Source organism: Phycisphaeraceae bacterium (assembly GCA_019636555.1).
Lineage (GTDB): Bacteria > Planctomycetota > Phycisphaerae > Phycisphaerales > UBA1924 > JAFEBO01.
Window position 1 is genome coordinate 2,979,740 of sequence record JAHBXH010000001.1, and the last position, 18,716, is coordinate 2,998,455.

The window sequence follows — 18,716 nt, forward strand, 5'->3', positions numbered from 1 at the left end:
GCTCCCAGGATTGACCACACTTTCGCAAGCGAGCCGAATCCGCCAACGCGGAAATCCGTACGGATGCGGAGGGCGCTGAGCCCGGCGGGAGAACAATCAACCATGAAGAACCTGTGTGTCGTTGCACCCGCGGTTGCCCTTTTGTTCGCGCCGCCTGCTTGGGCGGACGGAAACTCCGCCCCTCGGAATTCCGCGTCTGGCCTGGCGAGCGCACCGGAAAAGCCGGCTGCTGACAAACCGAGCGGCGACAGCCCATCCGACCAGAAAAAAGAAGACGAAATCCCGACGGGCGCGTTCGATCTGAGGCCGAAATTTCAATTCGGACAGAATCGGCGCATCCGCCTTTCGCTCGACAGCCGCGAGACCAAGCCCGATCCTGCCGCGCTGATCGACAACAAGGCGCCGCAGGAAGACGAGATGAAGACCCAGCAGGACTTTGTGCTCGTGTTCAAACCGACAAAGCCGCGCGAAGACGGCAACAGCCAGGTCGACATCGTCATCGAGAGCATCCGGTCGCATGTCGAGGGCCCGGGGGTGAACGACTCATTCGACAGCAAAGCTCCGGCGAAGAAGCCGGCGCTGAAGAAAAAGAGCGATCCGCTCAACGGGCTCGGCGAGCCGCCGACACTCGAAGAAACACTCCGGCCGCTGGTGGGGGAAACGCTCACCGTGCTCTTTGATCCGGATGGAAACGTCCTGCAAGTCCGCGGCGGCGAGAAATTCGTCCGGGCTCTCAACCCCATGGCGCCCGAGGAGATGATGCAGATCGGCGGCGATCAGAAGCTGCGCGAGCTGTTCAAGTCGATTGTGAGCACGCCTGGCAAGCGGTACGCCAAGCGCGGAGAGCGCTGGTCTTCCGACACATCGCTCGATTTGTTCCCGATCGGAGGCTCGCGCCTGCACACCGATTACCAGCTGACCAAAGTTCAAGGCTCGCGCGGCCGGATCGAGTTTGATGGTCAACTCGTTCCCGCATCAGATCCGAGCCCCGGATCGGGCGGGCTGAAACTCAGCAAGGCGGAGTACTCGGGCTTCACCGATTGGGATCAGGAGGACGGATTCCTCCGCTCCTCGCAGGCGAATCAGAAACTCGATGCTGAGCTGAAGATCGGAGAACAAACCATCTCGCTCAGGCAAAGCCAGAAGATGATCGTGGAGCGATTGAAATAGATTCCGCTTGAAACATCGGGAATCTCATACGCCAAGCGAAATGTCATACACCCGCTGCGACTTGGTTTTCATAAATCCAAGCCGTTCATAGAACTCGTGCGTCCGAGTGCGAACCTCATTCGTTCGGACGCGAAGCTTGGTGTGACCACGGCCGTGCGCCCACTCTTTGGCGTGCGCAACGAGCTTCCCGCCGATTCCCAGGCTCCGCGCCGAATCCAGCACAACCAAACCGCGTATCTCAGCCCACTCTCCGGTTTCCCAGGCGAACATCACCGCGACTTCAAGGCAGCCGACAACTTCATTTCCCGATTCGGCGACGAACAGCGCCCGATTCGGATCGGGCTTGTATCGCAGCCGCTCTCGCATAACTTCGGAGGAGGCCGGATAGCCGAGCTGCGTCGAGAGGGTGGCCAGCGGAACCGCATCGGACTCTGCCGCGACACGAATAGTGACATTCATGGCGGAACATAGGAGAAGTTCCTCGCGCAATCCCGCCCCGCGCGTCCTTGCGCTACTTCGGTTCTTGGCACACCGCCGGTTCACGGTAGAGTCGCAGCGTATTTCAATAGGCGGCGCTCGAATTCGGCGACGGCGCTGCTCGGTGTCTGATCGCTCCGCCGCACGATCGCCAATTCGCGCTTGAGCGGCTCGCCTTTCGGTGTCAACGAAGGCAAGCGCTTGGCCCCGTCGCTGAGCCGAGACACAAACCCGACTCCGACACCCGCCGCCACCATCTGCTGGATGCTCTGGATCGAGCGCAGCTCCATGACGACTTCGAGAGTCACGCCAGCGTTCGCCGCGGCATGGTCCACGACTTCACGAACCGCCGAGCCAGCCTCGAACCCGATGACCGATTCACCCTTCAAGTCGCTCCAGCGGAATGAAGTCTCTTTCGCGAGCCGGTGACGCATCGGCGTGATGAGCCGCAGCTCGTCTTCGACAAGGTGCTGCAAGACAAGTTGTTTCGCGCCCACGCGGCGCACCGGAAGCGTGACGATCCCGAGATCAAGTTCGCCCCCGAGAATGGATTCGACGACCGCAGACGACCCCATCTCGCGCACATGAAACTTGAGGCCCGGATACGCGCGGCGCATCTCGCTCACGACGGCGGGAAGGATGTACGAAGCCGCGGTCGCGCCCGCGCCCGCTCGGATTGAACCGGTTTCGAGTCCCGAAAGCCGGCGCACTTCGTGCAGTGCTTCATCCGCGTTGCGGACCGCATCATCGGCGTGACGCAGAAACACTCTGCCGGCTTCCGAGAGTTCGACACCCTTGCCGGTGCGGTGGAGCAAGCTCGTGCCGACTTCCTCTTCGAGTTTGCGCAGCATGGCCGAAAGCGCCGGCTGTGAAACCCCGAGCACGCGGGCGGCACGAGTCATGTGGCCGGTACGGGCGATTTCGCGAAAATACCGAAGCTGGCTCAATTCCATGGCTCGGATTGATTATAACAAGCGTTTATCAGACACGTAATCTGCATCGATTCGATTCATGCCGATCGAGGGATAGGGTTGTGCGTTCCGACCCGACAACCCCGAGGTGACCTATGGCATTCCAGGACCCCTTCAAGTCCAAAGCATCGCTCAAGACCAAGCACGGCACGTACTCCTACTACAACCTGAACGCTCTCAAACAGGCCGGCATCGGGCACGTGGACAAATTGCCTTATTCGATCCGCGTGCTGCTCGAATCGATGCTGCGGAACCTCGACGGCTTTGTGGTCACCGCCGACGATGTTTCCGGTCTTGCGAACTGGAACGCCAAGAGCCCGGCGAAAGAAGAAATCCCCTTTATGCCGGGGCGCGTCGTGCTGCAGGATTTCACCGGCGTGCCATGCGTTGTGGATCTTGCCGCGATGCGCGACGCCATGAAATCGATGGGCGGCGATCCGAATCTGATCAACCCGCTCGTCAAGTGCGATCTCGTCATCGATCACAGCGTGCAGGTCGATGCGTTCGGCCCCCCCACTTCGCTGGGAACCGCGCTGACCGTCAACGCCAACAAGGAATTCGAACGTAACGGCGAGCGCTACGAATTCCTGAAGTGGGGCCAGCAGTCGCTCAATAACTTCACCTGCGTGCCGCCGGCGACCGGAATCGTGCACCAGGTCAATCTCGAATACCTCGCGACCTGCGTCCTCACCAAACAGCAAGACGGCGAGACCGTGGTGTACCCGGACTCCTGTGTCGGAACGGACAGCCACACGACCATGGAGAACGGCCTTGGCGTCGTCGGCTGGGGCGTGGGGGGCATCGAGGCCGAGGCCGTCATGCTCGGCCAGCCGATCTACATGCTCACGCCCGAGGTGATCGGATTCCGCCTGAAAGGCAAATTGCCCGAGGGCACCACCGCGACCGATCTGGTCCTCACCGTCACGCAGATCCTCCGCAAGAAGGGTGTCGTCGACAAGTTCGTCGAGTTCTTTGGTGACGGGCTCGCGGCACTCTCCGTTCCCGATCGCGCCACGATCGCGAACATGGCGCCTGAATACGGTGCGACGATGGGCTTCTTCCCCATCGATCAGGCCACGCTCGATTACTTGCGATTCACCGGGCGCGACGAGGCAACCGTGGCGCTGGTCGAAGAATACTGCAAGGCGAACGGATTGTTCTGGACCAAGGGAAGCGCCGAGCCCGAATTCACCGACGTCGCCGAGCTCGATCTCTCGACCGTTCAGCCCTCGCTCGCCGGACCCAAGCGCCCGCAAGATCGCGTTCTGCTCAAAGACGTCAAAACCGCGTGGAACAAGGAACTCGTCGATAGCTTCGGCAAGAAGGCCCCGGCCGAATCGGTCAACGTTTCACGCTGGATCGACGAGGGCGGAAACGCCGCGAAGCCCGCGAACGCGGCGGACCCGTCCGGCGCGCCCGACCCGGGCTGCATCGGCGTTGATGTCAAGCTCGACAACAAGTCTTTCCAGTTGCATCACGGCGATGTGGTGATCGCCGCGATCACGAGCTGCACGAATACGAGCAATCCCGACGTCTTGATCGCCGCGGGCCTCGTTGCTCGCAAGGCTCGAGCGCTCGGCCTCACCCGCAAGCCGTGGGTCAAAACTTCGCTCGCCCCGGGTTCCAAAGTTGTCACCGAGTATCTCAACAAGGCCAATCTGTCCGCCGATCTCGAGTCGATTGGCTTCTACACCGTCGGCTACGGCTGTACGACCTGCATCGGAAACTCCGGCCCGCTTCCGGACGCAATCGAGAGCGCGATCAAGGGCGGCGATCTGATCGTCGCCAGCGTGCTCAGCGGCAACCGCAACTTCGAAGGTCGCGTGCACCCGAACGTCAAGGCGAATTACCTCGCCAGTCCGCCCTTGTGCGTGGCGTACGCGATTGCCGGCAGCGTTGCCATCGATCTCGCGACCGAAGCGATCGGCCGAAGCAAGGACGGAAAGTCCATCTACCTGAAAGACATCTGGCCGACGTGGAAGGAAGTGCAAGAGCTGAAGAGCCAGTGCCTCAGCCCGGAGCAATTCCGCAAGCAGTACGCAAATGTCTTTACCGGCAACGAGCAGTGGAACAAGGTCCCGGTTTCCAAGAGCGACTCGTATAAGTGGAACGACAAATCGACGTACATCCACAAGCCGCCTTTCTTCGAAGGCATGAAGCCGACCCCCACTCCTCCGAAGGCGATCAAGGGCGCACGTGTGCTGGCGTACGTCGGCGACTCGATCACGACCGACCACATCAGCCCGGCCGGCGACATCGCGGAGAATTCTCCGGCCGGTGAGTATCTGAAGGGACTTGGCATCCGCAAGGCCGACTTCAATACCTACGGAACTCGCCGCGGCAACGACCTCGTCATGACCCGCGGCACCTACGCGAACATCCGCGTCAAGAACAAGATTGCGGTCGATCCGGCCACCAACAAGATCAAGGAAGGCGGCTGGACGCGCGACATGTCGAAATCGGGCGGCGGCAAGATTTCGTTCATCTACGACGCCGCGATGAACTATCGAAAGGAAGGCACGCCTCTCGTCGTGCTCGCCGGCAAGGACTACGGCATGGGTTCGAGCCGCGACTGGGCGGCCAAGGGAACGCTCGAACTCGGCGTCAAAGCCGTGATCAGCGAATCCTTTGAGCGCATCCATCGGAGCAATCTTGTCGGCATGGGCGTTCTGCCTCTCAACTTTGTTGAGGGCCAAACCGCCGAGTCACTTGGGCTCAAGGGCGATGAGACGTTCGACATCGACCTGCACGTGAGCGTTGAAGGACTCGTGGAGCCGCGCTGCGAGGTGAAGGTCACCGCGAACAAACCCGACGGGAGGAAGGTGGCTTTCACGACGCGCTGCCGCATCGATACACCGGTCGAAGCGGAGTACTACCGCAACGGCGGCGTTCTGCACACCGTTCTTCGTCGATTGCTGAACGACAGCAAATCCAAGAAGCCGGCGATGGTGTGATGACAGCCGAACTCCGAGCCGATCTCGCTCATCCGGCGCACACGTCGATCGAAATACCGATCGCGTGGGGCGAAATGGATGCGCTGGGCCACGTCAACAACGTGGTCTTTTTCCGCTACATCGAAACGGCGCGGATCGATTTCCTGCGGAAAGCGGGCTGCCACGCGCTACGCGATCAGACCGGCGTCGGATTCATACTGCAATTCGTGGAAATGCGGTTCCGTCAACCGCTCGTCTTTCCCGACACGATCCGCATCGATTCAAAGCTCGAATCGATCGAAGAAGATCGGTTCACGCTCGCGCACGCGATCGTCAGCGGCAAAACCCGCGAAGTCGCTGCGGTCGCTCGCGGAACCATCGTGTCGTACGACTACAAAGCCTCGTCGAAGGTTGGGATGCCGCCGACGATTCGGAGTGCGATCCTGGGAATGGAAGGCCGTGCGCGATAGTCGCGTTGCCCGGTGCGCGAGAAATCCCGGTCGGAGTCTAGATTACTTCGACGCCGGGGTGGCAGCGCTCCTGGCGATTTGTGCGTTGATCGCCTCCATGCACGGATCTCTGTTTTCCGCGAAGTCTTTGAAGGACAATTCCGCCGCGATCTGGGGCTGGACCCATGTGCGCCGATCGGTTGAATCAAGAATCTGCCAGTACCGCGACGAGCAATGGATGCGCAGCTTGCTGTACGGCAGCAGCACGTAAGTGCTTTCGCCGACGAACTGGGGGCGTGAGCCGGTGGGTTCGCCCACGAATGTCGCGTTGGTGAACTTCTCGAGCATGTTCACGGTGTTCTGCGCCGCGGAAAAGGTGTTCCGCCCGATGATGACAAAGAGCTTGCCGTGCTGATTCAGTTTCTCGTTGCGAATGACGGATTCGACGAACGGTCCGACGAGCCCGGTGTTCCCGCCGCCGTTGAACCGCATGTCGATGATGAGGTATTCCGGCGACTTCTCCTCGATGAGGCTGTTCATTGATTCGATGACGTGCCGGAAGGGTTCGTTCTCGTTTCCGGAGACGGCCTGAAAGCCGAAGTAGACGGCGTTGAGATCATCCAGATACTTCAGCGTGAGCGGCGTCTCCAGATCCTGCTGATACAGCGGCGCCCGTACATTCGCTCCTGCGTTCGCATAGATATAACCCTTGCGGAAGAGCCGCGATTTCCCGAATCCGTCTCGGGCCATCGGGCGCGGTGCGATTCGGATCGCCTTCTCGCTGCCGTCGGCGAGGCGGAGGGTGTATTCGATGTCACCCTCCCCGGTTGCCCCGATCTCCTGCAGTGCCGCAGGCTGGAGCAATCTGGCCGGCACCGAATACAGGTACCCCATGTCGTTGTCCACGGAGCAGAATTGGCGTAACTTTGTCGCCACATCTTCCACGCCCATCGTTCCGACTCGTGTGATCTTCGCTCCGACAGTCTCCTTCAGATCTTCCGGAGCCCCGATCACGTAGATCCCCTCCGGGAACGCCCAGAGATGGAGCGGGATCCGGTTCAACGCTTTTTCGCCTTCGGCGTACGCCGCGAGAGTTGTGTGCCCGTCCCCCACCATCGCGAGCAGCCGTGAGATCCTCGCGCGCAGCCTGTCCTCGCTCACACCGGACGCCGCGGCGCTCTTGAGAGCCTCGATCTCCGCAAGGAATTTTTCCTTTGAGACATTCGCGTAGAGATTCCAATGCATCTGCTTCATCCGCCTCGCCAGAAAATCGAAGTCCCACGCCCATCTCTTCGCCGGATCACTCTCTTCCGGCGGGTTGAGCCCCGTGAGCGCAACGAATCGCGGGTCCTTGCGGAGCGAATTCAGATCGTCGTCGGCCGCCAAAGTTTCCTGATCCGCGTAGCGGTTCTCGAATGCCTTTGTGAGCCACTCGATCGCCTGATCGCTCTTGCCCTGCAGCGCGTACGCGCAGGCGATGTTGTACGACTCGGATTCTGGCCGGAACCCCAGCTCGAGCGCCTTCAGCCCCGCTTGAATCGACCCTTCCAGATCCCCCGCCATGTGCAGCGCGTAGGCGTAGTTCGACCACGCGGAACCGTCGAATCGGTTGGTCTTGAGGTACGCTTCATACTCCACGACCGATTGGGCGTACTGCTTGGCGCGCAGGAGCTCACCCGCGTGCGGCGCGGTCGGTGGCGGAAACGCCGAGACGGAATACGTGACGAGAGATGCACACGCGGCGACGAAGCGGGTCGTACAGGTTTGCATTGGCTGTCCTCGATGGAGGAGCCCGTTCGCGTCAAGCGGTCGGATCGCTCCTCACTCCAAATGATGCCGCAACGGAGCAAACCCTTCTTGAAGGCTGTTTGCGCTTCGCGGTTCAGCTACCGCCGGGATTCGCGCCGGGCGCGTCCCGGGGTAGTGTTGTAGAACCGGCGGAACATCCGCGTCAGATGCGCCTGATCCGAGAATCCGCACTCTGCACTGATTTCTGAGAGAGGCGTCGAAGTTGTCAGCACCCGATCGAGCGCCCGGTCGGCCCGAACACACGCCGCAAATTCGCTGATCGTGCGCCCGCGAGTGCGGCGGAACTGTCGGCAGAGATGCGCCGGATGGACTCCGGCGTGATCCGCAAGCGTCTCGAGGCTGGGCGGCAAACCCTGCCGCTCCCGGACGATCTGCTCGACGCTGTTCAGCCAGCGGGCTCTCCTCGAAGAAAGGTGCTGTATGCAGCTGAGCGAATCGAGAATCGTGGTGACCGCCTCTTCAACGACAAAGGGCGCGAGCGGATCGGTCGAAGACATGGCGAGTTGGAGCGCGCCGACCGCGTGGAGCGCACCTCCCGCGAATCGATAGAGCACGGGGCTGGTGCGCAGATCGGTGGCAACTCGATCGAGCCAGGGCCCCGGCAGTTCGATGTTCAGCGCTTCGGCACCTGCGTTCGAGACGTGATCGCGATGCGACTCGGCGGCACGATTGAACACAACGCAGCCCCGGACGCAGACATGATCCTCGTGCAGCGCGCGTTCGATGGCCACGCCGCGGAGCGACACGAGCAGGTACGCCTGTTCGTGACAATGCGTCGGGAGCACCGTCCCCGGCGCATAGCGCGTCGCTGTCACCCGGAAATCGCCGAAGGTGCGGACTTGCGTCGTTTCGCCGAAGTACTTGCCTGAACTGAGCCGGATCATCGTCGCTTATTCATACCGGTTCGCCAGCTTCTCGGTGCATCGTTTCGGCCTACCGGGAGGCGGAGGGGGGGAGCGCCAATCCGTGTTTCTTTGACTCGCGAGCCAGGATTTCGATCCGCTCCTGCGACTTCAACACCCGAGGATGTCCATCCTTGAAGAAAGCCAGCAGCACCGCATGGCTTTCGGCAAGCTCTTTCGCTGCTTGTTCGTAGCGTCCCGCTTCGGTCAGGCACTGACCGTAGTTGTTTCGATAAATGGCGAGCGCCCAGTGGTCTTCGGGAAGCTTGCCCCGACAGCCGGCCAGCAATTCTTCGTAAAGACCGAGCGCTTCGTCGAAGCGTTCCTGCGCCTGGAGCAGCATCGCGAGGTTGTTGTATTGGTTCCAGGAATCGGCATCCATCTGCCCGCTCTCCTTGCGGAGTGCAAGGATGCGCCGGTAGAGGGCTTCCGCCTCGGCGGGCTTTTTCGATTCTTCCAGCACATAGGCCAAATTGCCCATCGTGCTCAGAGTTTTCTGGTGGGTTTCACCCAGCGTCCTGACCTGCGCTTCGGCGACTTGACGGAGGAGGGGTTCGGCTTCGGCCACGCGGCCCACTCCCACCAAGCCGACGGCGAGATTGCCCTTTGACACCAGCACGCTCGGATGATCGGGCTGAAGATGTTTCAGTCGCATCGCGAGCACCTGTTGCAGGAGTGCCAGCGCCTCTTCCTTTTTGCCCTGGCGCTGCAGCACGGACGTGAGCGAATTGAGCGTGTAGGCGACCAGCAGATGGTCCTTGCCGTAGGTCGCTTCGCGAAGAACTGCCGTCTCGCGAAGCAGGCGCTCGGCCTCATCGAGCTTTCCGAGGGCCGACAAGGACGTTCCAAAGTTGTGCATTGCCTGCTGCACTTCGCGGTCAGAGTCTCCCAGCCTCGGGCGGAGAACCGAGAGCCCGGCACGAAAAAAATTCTCGGCGTCGGTCAATTCGCCGCGCTCGATCAGGACGCGACCGAGTTCACAGCGCACACGAGCCGCTTCAAGAGAATCCTCCCCGTGATTGCGAACGACGACCGGCAGAATCCGCTTTGTGAGTTCTTCTGCGTCTTCAGTGCGCCCGGCGTCGGCATATGCAAAGGCGAGGTTGCGGCGCGCATCGAGCGTGCGGTCGTCCGCTTCTCCGAATTCGCGCACGGCAACTTCGCAGGCACGTTCCATCTGCGGAATAGCTTCTTTGTATTTCCCCATGCCGCGAAACGTTCCGGCGATCGTCACTCGCACCGGTACTTCGACTGTCGGAGGCGGAGTCGTCAATTCGAGCTCTTCGATCGCGCTCGCCAGCAATTGCTGCACGGAAACGTCGCCGCTGCCGTCGCTTTCGGGATTCGCCCCTTCGAGCATTCGGGTCAAAAAGAGGTTGACGGCCCGGGCGGTCTGCGCCTCTCGCTCCGCGATCTGTTTCTGCTTTTCGAGCGCGACGCCCCGCACCTCCGCGAGCCTCCGGCCCCGCATGGCTTCGGCCGCCTGCCAGGTCGTCCCCACCACTCCCCCGAGCAGCGCCAGCACGGCGATGGTCGCGCCGGTGACGAGCGCCCGATTCCGCCGCACGAACTTGCGGACTTTGTACGCGCGGCTCGGCGGGCGCGCGAGGATCGGTTCGTCCCTCAGAAACCGCCCGATGTCGGCCGAAAGATCAGACGCGCTCTGATAGCGCCGCGTTCGATCCTTCTCCATCGACTTCGAAACAATCGTCGCCAGATCGGCGGGAATGGTGCGGTCGATCGAGTTGAGCGAGGGCGCGTCGGACTCCGAGATGATGCGGACTGCTTCGGGCAGCGTGTGGGTCTCGAGCGCGTGGGGCAACTTGCCGCTCAAGAGTTCGAACAGAATCACGCCGAGCGTGTAGACGTCCGAGCGGACATCCACCCCGGACGGATCGCCGATCTGCTCCGGGCTCATGTACGGCAGCGTTCCAACAAGTGTCCCCGCCTCCGTCCTCATTGTCGCGGCGGGCGACTGCGCCGAATCATCCGCGGCCCGCGCGATCCCGAAATCCAGGATCTTCGGTTGCCCGGACGCCGTGACGAGGATGTTGCTCGGCTTCAAATCCCGATGGATCACGCCTTTCTGGTGAGCGTGCTGCACGGCGTCACAAATCTTCTGAAAGAGCTCGAGCCTTTGCTTCAAGGAGAGATGCCGCTCGAAGGCGTAATGCGTGAGCGGCTTTCCTTCAACAAGTTCCATCGCGAAGAAAGGTTGCGCGCCGGCTTCCGACTCGTGCGTCGCAGCCTCGTAGATCTGCGCGATGCCCGCGTGCTGCAGGCGCGCCAGCACCTCCGACTCGTGCTCGAAACGGCGGAGCAGGCGGGGAGTCAGAAGCCCGGGTCGGATGACCTTGAGCGCCACGGTCCGCCGCGGCCGATCCTGTTCGGCGAGATACACCACGCCCATCCCGCCCTCGCCCAGAATGCGCCGGATGCTGTAGCGCCCGACGCGCTCCGGCGACTTGGCGCTCGAAATCGGCGGAACGATCTCGTCCGCTGTCCCATCGAGTGTCTGTTGCTGATCCTGCCGGAGCAGCATCATCTCGACACGAGATCGCAGCACCCGATCGCCGTCACATTCGGACTCGAGCAGCGACCGGCGCCGTTCCTTCGGCGCAGAGGCAACTTTCCGGGCTATTTCCCGGACCCGGGTAATGGACGCATGCGGGATGTCGTTCGGATTCTCTTCCAAACCGAGCCCATTTCCGGACTTACATCAATCTTGCAGGCACGACTCCGCCCATTCTGACACACAAGTGGCGCGAAAGCCAGTTGAATCCTGAGCTTGATAACCGCGGCAGGGCAACCGCTCGATCGGATCGGCACACCGCGGCGCACCGCCAAGAATCGCCCCGCATGAACCCGAATTTCCAACTCGCGGCGATCATCCTCCAGACGATCTCCTCGCTCTCGATCGCGGGCGGTCTGATCTTCGCGGCATTTCAGTTCTACTACGCGCGAAAGGCCCAGCACGTGGCCAACTTCACGAAGCTCGTGGAGTTGCAGATGTCGCTGCGCCGGATGCGCGTGGATAACCCGCAGCTCGCCCATGTCTACAAGGACGACGTGCGGAATCTGAAGGGCGAAGAAGAAATCAGGCAGTATTTTTTCAACCTGATGCAGTTGTCGCTCTTCGAGATCGCGTGGTACAGCCATCAGCACGGGCAGTTGTCGGACGAATACTTCGAATCGTGGGTGAAACGCTTCAGGGTCATCGCGGCGGAAGACTCATTCCGGCGAATGATGGCGAATCCCTCGATGAAGATCCTTCACGACGAGTTCCAGGAGTACGCGCACACGTTCATATCCGAAGCGCGCGTCGCAAGAACGGCCTGAACCTTGGTTTTTCTGAGCCGCCGCAGATCATCGCGCCACGGCGCTGTCATAAGAGTCGCAGGAAGAATTGCGGGCGGGAATTACAGCCCGTCCTGATTCTTCGTCGTCACGATGTCATCCGAAAAGTCCACCGTGATCTCGATTCCATCGGTCTTCCATATCCAGCGGTCGCGTACCGGCGGACGGGACGCGACAACAGGCGCAGCTGCCAGAACGGAAGCCGACTTCCCCGAGGCTGCGGCAACCGAGCGCGCACCGGGAGATCCGGCGGGAACCGGCGCCGGATTGCCCTCCGCTTCGCGCTGAATCTGCTTATCGCGATTGGCGGCTTGCCCGGTGAGATCACCCAAGCCCTGCTTGATCTGATTCTGATTCTGGCGCTGCTGCGCGAACGTGATGTCCCCGAGCATGTCCTTCGCGAGCTTCGAAGCGCCGCCCTCAGTGATCTTTTCTCCCGGCCCCAAAATAGCCGTGACCTGATCAACCGTCATTCCAACCTGGATCTTTTCGTAGTTATCCCGCGTGAGCTTGTTTTCGCACCCCATGATCAGGAACGAAAAAACGCCCATCGCAAAAAGCCGCAGAATCGAGACTTGCCGGTTGGTTTTCATGACCGCTCCCACTGGTCCCATCGTACGAGAATACCGCATCCAGTTCCTGATACGAGCAGAAAGAGGGGTGCAGTCGCAGAAAGTTCGGTAAAACCAGCCACTCGGGCGGCTGGTGCGAACCGATAGGATGGTCGTGCAGGGAGGCAATTGGACGCTTGGAAACCCCGAAAACCAGCGGAAATCCCGGAATCGGATCGGCTTCAGACCCGTCAACCGAGGCCTCTCTCTATCTCCATCCGCAGACCCTCGCCCGACTTTCGAGCTTCGAGCTCCGGGCCAAGATGATCGTGGAAGGGCTTTCAAGCGGTCAACATCGGTCGCCTTACCAAGGTTTCTCCGTCGAATTCGCTCAGCACCGTCCATATTCGCCGGGGGATGACCTTCGCCATCTCGATTGGAAGGTGTTCGCCCGCTCGGACAAACTGCATCTCAAGCAGTATCAGCAGGAGACAAACTTCGACCTGATCGTGATGGTCGATTGCTCCGGCTCGATGTCGTTCGGAAGCAGATTGTTCGCCGAGGCCTCGGGAGCGGGAAGAAGAAACAGCCCGGACGGCCGGACGCACTGGAGCAAGTTCGATCACGCGACGGCACTCGCCGCGGCACTTTCGTACATCACGCTGCGCCAGGGCGATCGCGTCGGGCTGGAAATGTTCGATGAGCGCGTGCGCCTGGTGCTCAAGCGTTCCAGCAGTCAGGGAACGTGGCGCCAGATCGTGAGCGCGCTCTCATCGCACCCCGCGCGACGCTCGCACCCCGGCGCAGAAGACTCGACGAGCCGACCGAGCGATCTGCGACGTGCGATCGACGAGACCTTTGCTCAGATCACCAACCGCTGCATACTCGCGATCGTCAGCGACTTTTTCATGGACATCGACACGATCAAGGATGCGCTTGCTCGCACTCGGCATGCACAGGCCGACGTGATGGCGTTTCAGATTATGGACGAAGCGGAGCTGGACTTCGATCTCCGCGAGAACGCCGGAGGTGTGCTGCTCGAAGGGCTCGAAGGCGAATCAACTCTTCGGATCGATCCGCGCGCGATCCGAAAGGGCTATCTCGAGGCGCTCCACGAGCACAACGCCAAACTCCGGGCGCTCCTGCGCGGCATGGGGTACGACTACACACTGGTCAACACGCACGAGTTCCTAGGACCGGCACTCGCCTCGTTTGTTTCTCGTCGCAATGCGCAGATCAAGAGGCACCTGGCATGAAACAGCCCGAGGCCCCACGCCCCCACGCTTCACCGACCGTACGGATTGAATCGCCCGACGCATGACGTTTCTCAATCCAACTCTGGCGATGGCGGCGCTCGCGTGCATCGCGGCGCCGATCATCATCCACCTGCTCTTCCGCCGGAAACGAAAGCCGCTGGAATGGGGAGCGATGAAATTCGTGCTGGAAGCGTTCAGGCGGCACAAGCGCAGGCTCCGGCTCGAACAGATCCTTCTGCTGGCGGCCCGGACTCTCGCGGTGCTCTGTCTGGCTCTGGCGGTTGGAAGACCGCTGTTTTCGGGCGCGAGTGCCGCCGACAGCAGACGGCCCCGCGATCTGACCATCGTGATCGATAACAGCCTCGCGTCGCAAGCGCGTGCGCCCGAGGCAGGAAGCGCGACCGAACTCGACTCGCAAAAGCAGCGCGCGGCGCACTTGCTGGAGGAACTGGATGCGGGACGGGGCGACCGCGCGACGATCGTTACGCTCGCATCGCCTGCGGAGAAGCTTCTCGCGGAACCATCCGGTGACCTCACCGGCGTTCGGCGCGTACTCGACCTGATCGAACCGGCCGACTCGGGCGCCGATTTTTCGGGGGCCGCGGCTCTGGCGCGCGACAATTCGTCCGGGGACTCTTCACGAGAAAAAACCGTTGCCTTGCTCTCGCCACTGCGAGCCGGGAGTATCGACCTCTCGCGCGAAACGCCCGAACGCGATGTCGCGAACGAGACCGTCGGGGCTGATACACGGCTGACGCTCGTCGCGTCGCCCCCTTCGGACGACTCGGTCGAGAACGTCGCGATCACAGGACTCGAACCCCTGCGTTCGATGCTCCTGCGGACCGGTCAAATTACGTCGACTCAGCAGGCTCGCGTTTCCCTGCGACGATTCGGGCGAGGGATCGATCGCCCGGCATCCGTCCAGCTACGGCTACGCGTGACAGACGGGCGCGACGGTGATGACGAGCAATCATGGACAAAAACGCCGGTGCGCTTTGCCGCCGGCGAAGACGCCGTGACCGTACTCGCCCCTGTCGCGATGCCGGCAACAAAGGATGAAGCGATCCCGACCGCGTCGTGGATTGAAGGCAGAATCGATGATGATGCGATCACGAGCGACAATGTCTTCCGGCGTCCCTGGAAAGTTCGGGAGCAACTCCGTATCGCGCTGATCGCGCCTGTCGAAGCCCGCGACGGCACAACCGGCCCAGCCGGATATTCGGCCGCCGACTGGCTCACGCTCGCGCTCGCGCCGACCGCTTCGACTCAGGGTGTGGATCTCGGATCTGAGAACGACCCGATCCGGATCAGCCGGATTGATCCGGGCCGGCTGACTGGACAAGCGCTCGGTGCGATCGACGCGGCATTCGTCGTCCGGCCCGATCTCGTCGACGGTGCCTCGTGGCCGCTCATCGCCGACTTTGCCCGCAAGGGCGGGCTCGTCGTTGTTTGCCCTGCACCGCAGACCGGTGTGCAGCGCTGGACGGATGAATTTGTCAAGGCCATGGGTTTCGGCTGGATCTTCGAGCGCGAGGTGATCGAGTTCAAGGACCCGCGCCCGCTGGGAGGCGCGAATGCCGATCAGGCCATCATCGGAGCCTTGGGAGCCGATTTGACCGAACTCACTCGGCCCGTGGTCGCGACGCGGCTTCTCGGTGTGGATCTCAAGGGCGACGGTTCGTGGCTGCTCCGACTAAATGATCACCGACCGCTGCTCGCCTCCGCGCGTCCGATCGCGACGGGCGCCGCCGGCAAGGGACTCATCGTCGTTTTCTTCGTTTCGCCCGAATTGAGCTGGACAAATCTGCCGGCGATGCCGTTGATGGTGCCTCTGATTCAGGAAATCGTGCGTCAGGGAGTGGGCATCGCTTCGGGGTCGATAGATCTGGTCGCGGGCGCGGCGCTCGAATCTCCCGACGAACTTCGAGCCATTGAGTCCAAGGATGGCGCGATCGTCCCGACCATCGCCAAACGCTCCGGAATCTGGCGCAGAGTGGATGATCGGGGAGTGACAAAGGACGTAATCGCCGTCAACGTCGACACTCGCGGGTCAAGCACCACGACACAGCCCAGGGCGGCACTGGAGTCGTTTCTTCGCAAGTGGATGCGCACGCGCGACTTTGCATGGGCGGCGACAAACTCTCAGTCCCCCGGCGCACCGATCATGCTCAGCGGCTCTCGTCGCACACCCCCAATCGATCTTCCTCTCTTGCTCGCGGGCCTCTTGCTCCTCATGGTTGATGTGGTCTTCTCACGTCTCTTCAGCCACGCAACCGTTCGAGCAGACCGTCTCGATCGCCCTGCGTTGCCGCAATCCGCCCAAGACCAGCCTTCCACAGATCAGATCCGCGAGGTGGCGGCGTGAACGATCTGATCACAAGACTCTTCGCGCTGAAGACACTTCGACCCGGCGATCCTGGCGTCGCGCTCGAATGGATACGTCCGATTCCCGCCTGGGGATGGACCCTCGTGCTGGCAGGGGCCGTTGCGCTTGCCTGGTGGGGCTACCGCCGACTCGAGGGAACTATCAATCGCCGCGCGATTCTGGCGACACTGCGAGGGCTCTCGCTGGTGCTGGTGACCGCGATGATTTCGGGGCCGCGTCTCGTCAAGACCGAAGAGACGGTGGAAAAGGACTGGGTCGTTGTACTCGCCGATCGCTCGCAGTCGATGGAAGTCGCGGACGTTGACGGCAAGTCGCGCGACGATCAATTGCGCCATGCCGTCGAGGAAACCAAAAAAGCCCTCGCCAAGCTCGATCCGGAGCGAAATGTGCTTTGGCTCGGGTTCGACGCGCGGACCTTTGATCTTCCTCCGGACGCGAGCACTCTGCCGCCCCCCGACGGGACGCGCACCCTGATCGCTGCGGCACTCGAACAGACACTTCGGCGCGCCGCCTCCAAACCGCTGAGCGGCATTGTGCTGGTCAGCGACGGGCGCAGCGCCGACGAGCCGTCGCGATCGCTGCTCCGACAGCTTCAAGGACGGCAGGTTCCCGTGTTTTCAGTGGCGCTCGGCAGCGACGAGCCTCCGACTCGCATCTCGCTCAAGAGGGTCACCGCACCGTCGGTTGCGTTTGTCGGAGACTTTGTCCCGGTCACGGTCGATCTGGAAGCGATCGGAAAGCCGGAGGCATTGCGGGGCTCGAAGATCGACCTCATCGACGAAGCGACCGGCAAGCTGCTCGACAGCCGACCGGTCCCTGAGAGTGCGGGCACAACAGGCAACGCCACGCTCACCATGATGACTCGCCCGGGGAACGCTCAGGAATTCCGTTGGGTGGTGAAACCCGTTCTTCCCGAAGGAAACGGCCCGACCGCTGCGACCAAGAACGACGAGTATTCGATCGGGCTGCGCGTCTTGGATCGGCCCGTGCGCGTCGCGCTCTTCGACGGCTACCCGCGCTGGGAGTACCGATACCTCAAGAACCTGCTGCTGCGCGAGCGCTCCATCCGGTCGAGCGCCCTCATTCTCTCCTCCGATCGACGCTATCTGCAGGAAGGCACCGATCCACTCGCTTCGATTCCACGAACACGAGAAGAGTGGCTGCCGTTCGATGTCATCGTGATGGGCGATGTCCGATCCGAGCTCTTCAGCGCCGAACAACTCGCCCAGATCAAGGAGCTTGTCGCGGTCAAGGGCGCCGGATTGCTCTGGATAGCCGGACCCAACTCAACCCCTCAGACCTGGCGGAATACTCCCCTCGCCGACCTGCTTCCGTTCGCGCTCGATGACGGCTCTTCGGGCGCGAGAACATTCGCTGAATCAGTGCTCGTCTCGCCCGCGCCGGCCGCGGAGCGCCTCGGTGTGCTACGGCTCGGCGAAGAGGGCTCGCAAGCATGGCCCGAGATCCTGAGCGATGTGAGCGCGGGCTGGAATGCTCTGCGATACGCCCAGCTCATCGACCCCAAGCAGCTCAAACCCGCGGCGGAAGTTCTCGCGGTGGCGAGCCCGTCGTCCGGCCCGATCGGAAGTTCGGGAGCGATGCCGCTGGTCATCACGATGCGCTACGGAGCCGGACGCGTGTTGTACGTCGCGACGGATGAAATCTGGCGCTGGCGATACGGTCGTGGCGAGACTTTGCCGGAACGCTTCTGGCTCCCGCTCGTTCGCCTGCTCGCGCGCGAAAGTCTCTCCCGGAGCGGGCAGCAAGCCATTCTCGACGCAACTCCCGAACGCGCGACCGTGGACCAGTCAGTACAGATTTCCGTGCGCTTGCTCGATCAATCTCTGCTGAACACCCGGCCAGTCTCTTTAACCGTTCGCGCCAAGCCTGAGTCTTCGAGCGACATCGGAGAGCAAAGCATCACCCTTCGTCCGCAGGAGAGCAACCGAGGCGTAGGCGAAGCGCCGAGCGGGCTTTACACCGGCAGCTGGACATTCGCGGAAGCGGGCGACTACACCATCAGGCCCGTCGACGCGATTCTCTCGGGGCTAGGTCTGAGCGCCAAAGTGGAGGTTCGGGCACGCGACGACGAAATGCGCGAACCTGCGGCGGATCATGTCCTGCTCGCGGAGATCGCCGACGCGACCGCAGGCCGCGTGCTCCGGACGGATGAAATCGGCCAGCTGACTGAATTGCTTCCAAACCGTCAGGTGCGCACCGCCGGCGAAACGTTGTCCGAGCCGCTTTGGGACAAACCCATCGTCTGGACGCTGTTGATCCTCCTGCTCAGTCTGGAGTGGATCGGCAGGCGACTCATCCGGCTCGCCTAGGTCCCTCTCCCCGCCAGCCTCTCCGGGCCTCTGGACGCCGGCGGCTTGATTGGGCGCAAACAGTGCTGGAACCCGAATCTCCTCCGCACCGATCCCGGTATTCACCGTACAGTCTTGCGGCAGAT

At 61.9% G+C, this 18,716-nt stretch carries 13 protein-coding genes; 7 read left to right on the forward strand and 6 right to left on the reverse strand.

What is annotated here, in order from left to right; translation table 11 throughout:
• Window positions 1–102 precede the first annotated feature (102 nt).
• Entirely contained in the window at window positions 103–1,170 is a 1,068-nt protein-coding gene (locus KF691_12820) for a hypothetical protein (GenBank protein MBX3390324.1), read from the forward strand.
• A 24-nt stretch (window positions 1,171–1,194) separates the two neighbouring features.
• On the opposite strand, the gene KF691_12825 is transcribed toward KF691_12820, so the two are convergent.
• A complete protein-coding gene (locus KF691_12825) occupies window positions 1,195–1,629 on the reverse strand; it encodes a GNAT family N-acetyltransferase (protein ID MBX3390325.1) in 435 nt (144 codons plus the stop codon).
• Window positions 1,630–1,709: 80 nt separating this feature from the next.
• Window positions 1,710–2,600: a LysR family transcriptional regulator gene (locus tag KF691_12830; protein ID MBX3390326.1), complete on the reverse strand. Its 891-nt coding sequence runs from the start codon at window positions 2,598–2,600 to the stop codon at window positions 1,710–1,712.
• A 113-nt stretch (window positions 2,601–2,713) separates the two neighbouring features.
• Between KF691_12830 and acnA the strand changes: the two genes are divergently transcribed.
• Both acnA and KF691_12840 read left to right on the forward strand, forming a co-directional pair.
• Window positions 2,714–5,572: an aconitate hydratase AcnA gene (gene acnA, locus KF691_12835; GenBank protein ID MBX3390327.1), complete on the forward strand. Its 2,859-nt coding sequence runs from the start codon at window positions 2,714–2,716 to the stop codon at window positions 5,570–5,572.
• On the forward strand, window positions 5,572–6,021 hold the full coding sequence (locus KF691_12840; protein ID MBX3390328.1) for an acyl-CoA thioesterase: 450 nt from the start codon (window positions 5,572–5,574) through the stop codon (window positions 6,019–6,021). The genes acnA and KF691_12840 overlap by 1 nt, the downstream gene beginning before the upstream one ends.
• A 42-nt stretch (window positions 6,022–6,063) precedes the next feature.
• On the opposite strand, the gene KF691_12845 is transcribed toward KF691_12840, so the two are convergent.
• The 3 genes from KF691_12845 to KF691_12855 all read right to left on the reverse strand — a co-directional run bounded on the left by KF691_12845 (window position 6,064) and on the right by KF691_12855 (window position 11,277).
• A complete protein-coding gene (locus KF691_12845; GenBank protein MBX3390329.1) occupies window positions 6,064–7,770 on the reverse strand; it encodes a hypothetical protein in 1,707 nt (568 codons plus the stop codon).
• 116 nt (window positions 7,771–7,886) lie between these two features.
• Window positions 7,887–8,693 (reverse strand): helix-turn-helix transcriptional regulator, encoded by an 807-nt coding sequence (locus KF691_12850; protein ID MBX3390330.1) that lies wholly within the window; start codon window positions 8,691–8,693, stop codon window positions 7,887–7,889.
• A 49-nt stretch (window positions 8,694–8,742) separates the two neighbouring features.
• Window positions 8,743–11,277, reverse strand: a complete 2,535-nt coding sequence (locus tag KF691_12855; protein ID MBX3390331.1) for a serine/threonine protein kinase — start codon at window positions 11,275–11,277, stop codon at window positions 8,743–8,745.
• Window positions 11,278–11,570: 293 nt separating this feature from the next.
• Between KF691_12855 and KF691_12860 the strand changes: the two genes are divergently transcribed.
• Complete coding sequence (locus KF691_12860) at window positions 11,571–12,050, forward strand: hypothetical protein (protein MBX3390332.1); 480 nt, start codon at window positions 11,571–11,573, stop codon at window positions 12,048–12,050.
• An 80-nt stretch (window positions 12,051–12,130) separates the two neighbouring features.
• On the opposite strand, the gene KF691_12865 is transcribed toward KF691_12860, so the two are convergent.
• Window positions 12,131–12,661, reverse strand: coding sequence for a hypothetical protein (locus KF691_12865; GenBank protein ID MBX3390333.1), 531 nt, complete (start codon window positions 12,659–12,661; stop codon window positions 12,131–12,133).
• 155 nt (window positions 12,662–12,816) lie between these two features.
• Here KF691_12865 and KF691_12870 point away from each other — a divergent pair, with 155 nt between their 5' ends.
• From KF691_12870 to KF691_12880, 3 genes are all read left to right on the forward strand, one after another.
• Entirely contained in the window at window positions 12,817–13,875 is a 1,059-nt protein-coding gene (locus KF691_12870; protein MBX3390334.1) for a DUF58 domain-containing protein, read from the forward strand.
• Between the two features lie 61 nt (window positions 13,876–13,936).
• On the forward strand, window positions 13,937–16,240 hold the full coding sequence (locus KF691_12875; GenBank protein MBX3390335.1) for a BatA domain-containing protein: 2,304 nt from the start codon (window positions 13,937–13,939) through the stop codon (window positions 16,238–16,240).
• Window positions 16,237–18,591: a hypothetical protein gene (locus KF691_12880; GenBank protein MBX3390336.1), complete on the forward strand. Its 2,355-nt coding sequence runs from the start codon at window positions 16,237–16,239 to the stop codon at window positions 18,589–18,591. Before KF691_12875 ends, KF691_12880 begins: the two co-directional genes overlap by 4 nt.
• The last annotated feature ends 125 nt before the right edge of the window (window positions 18,592–18,716 follow it).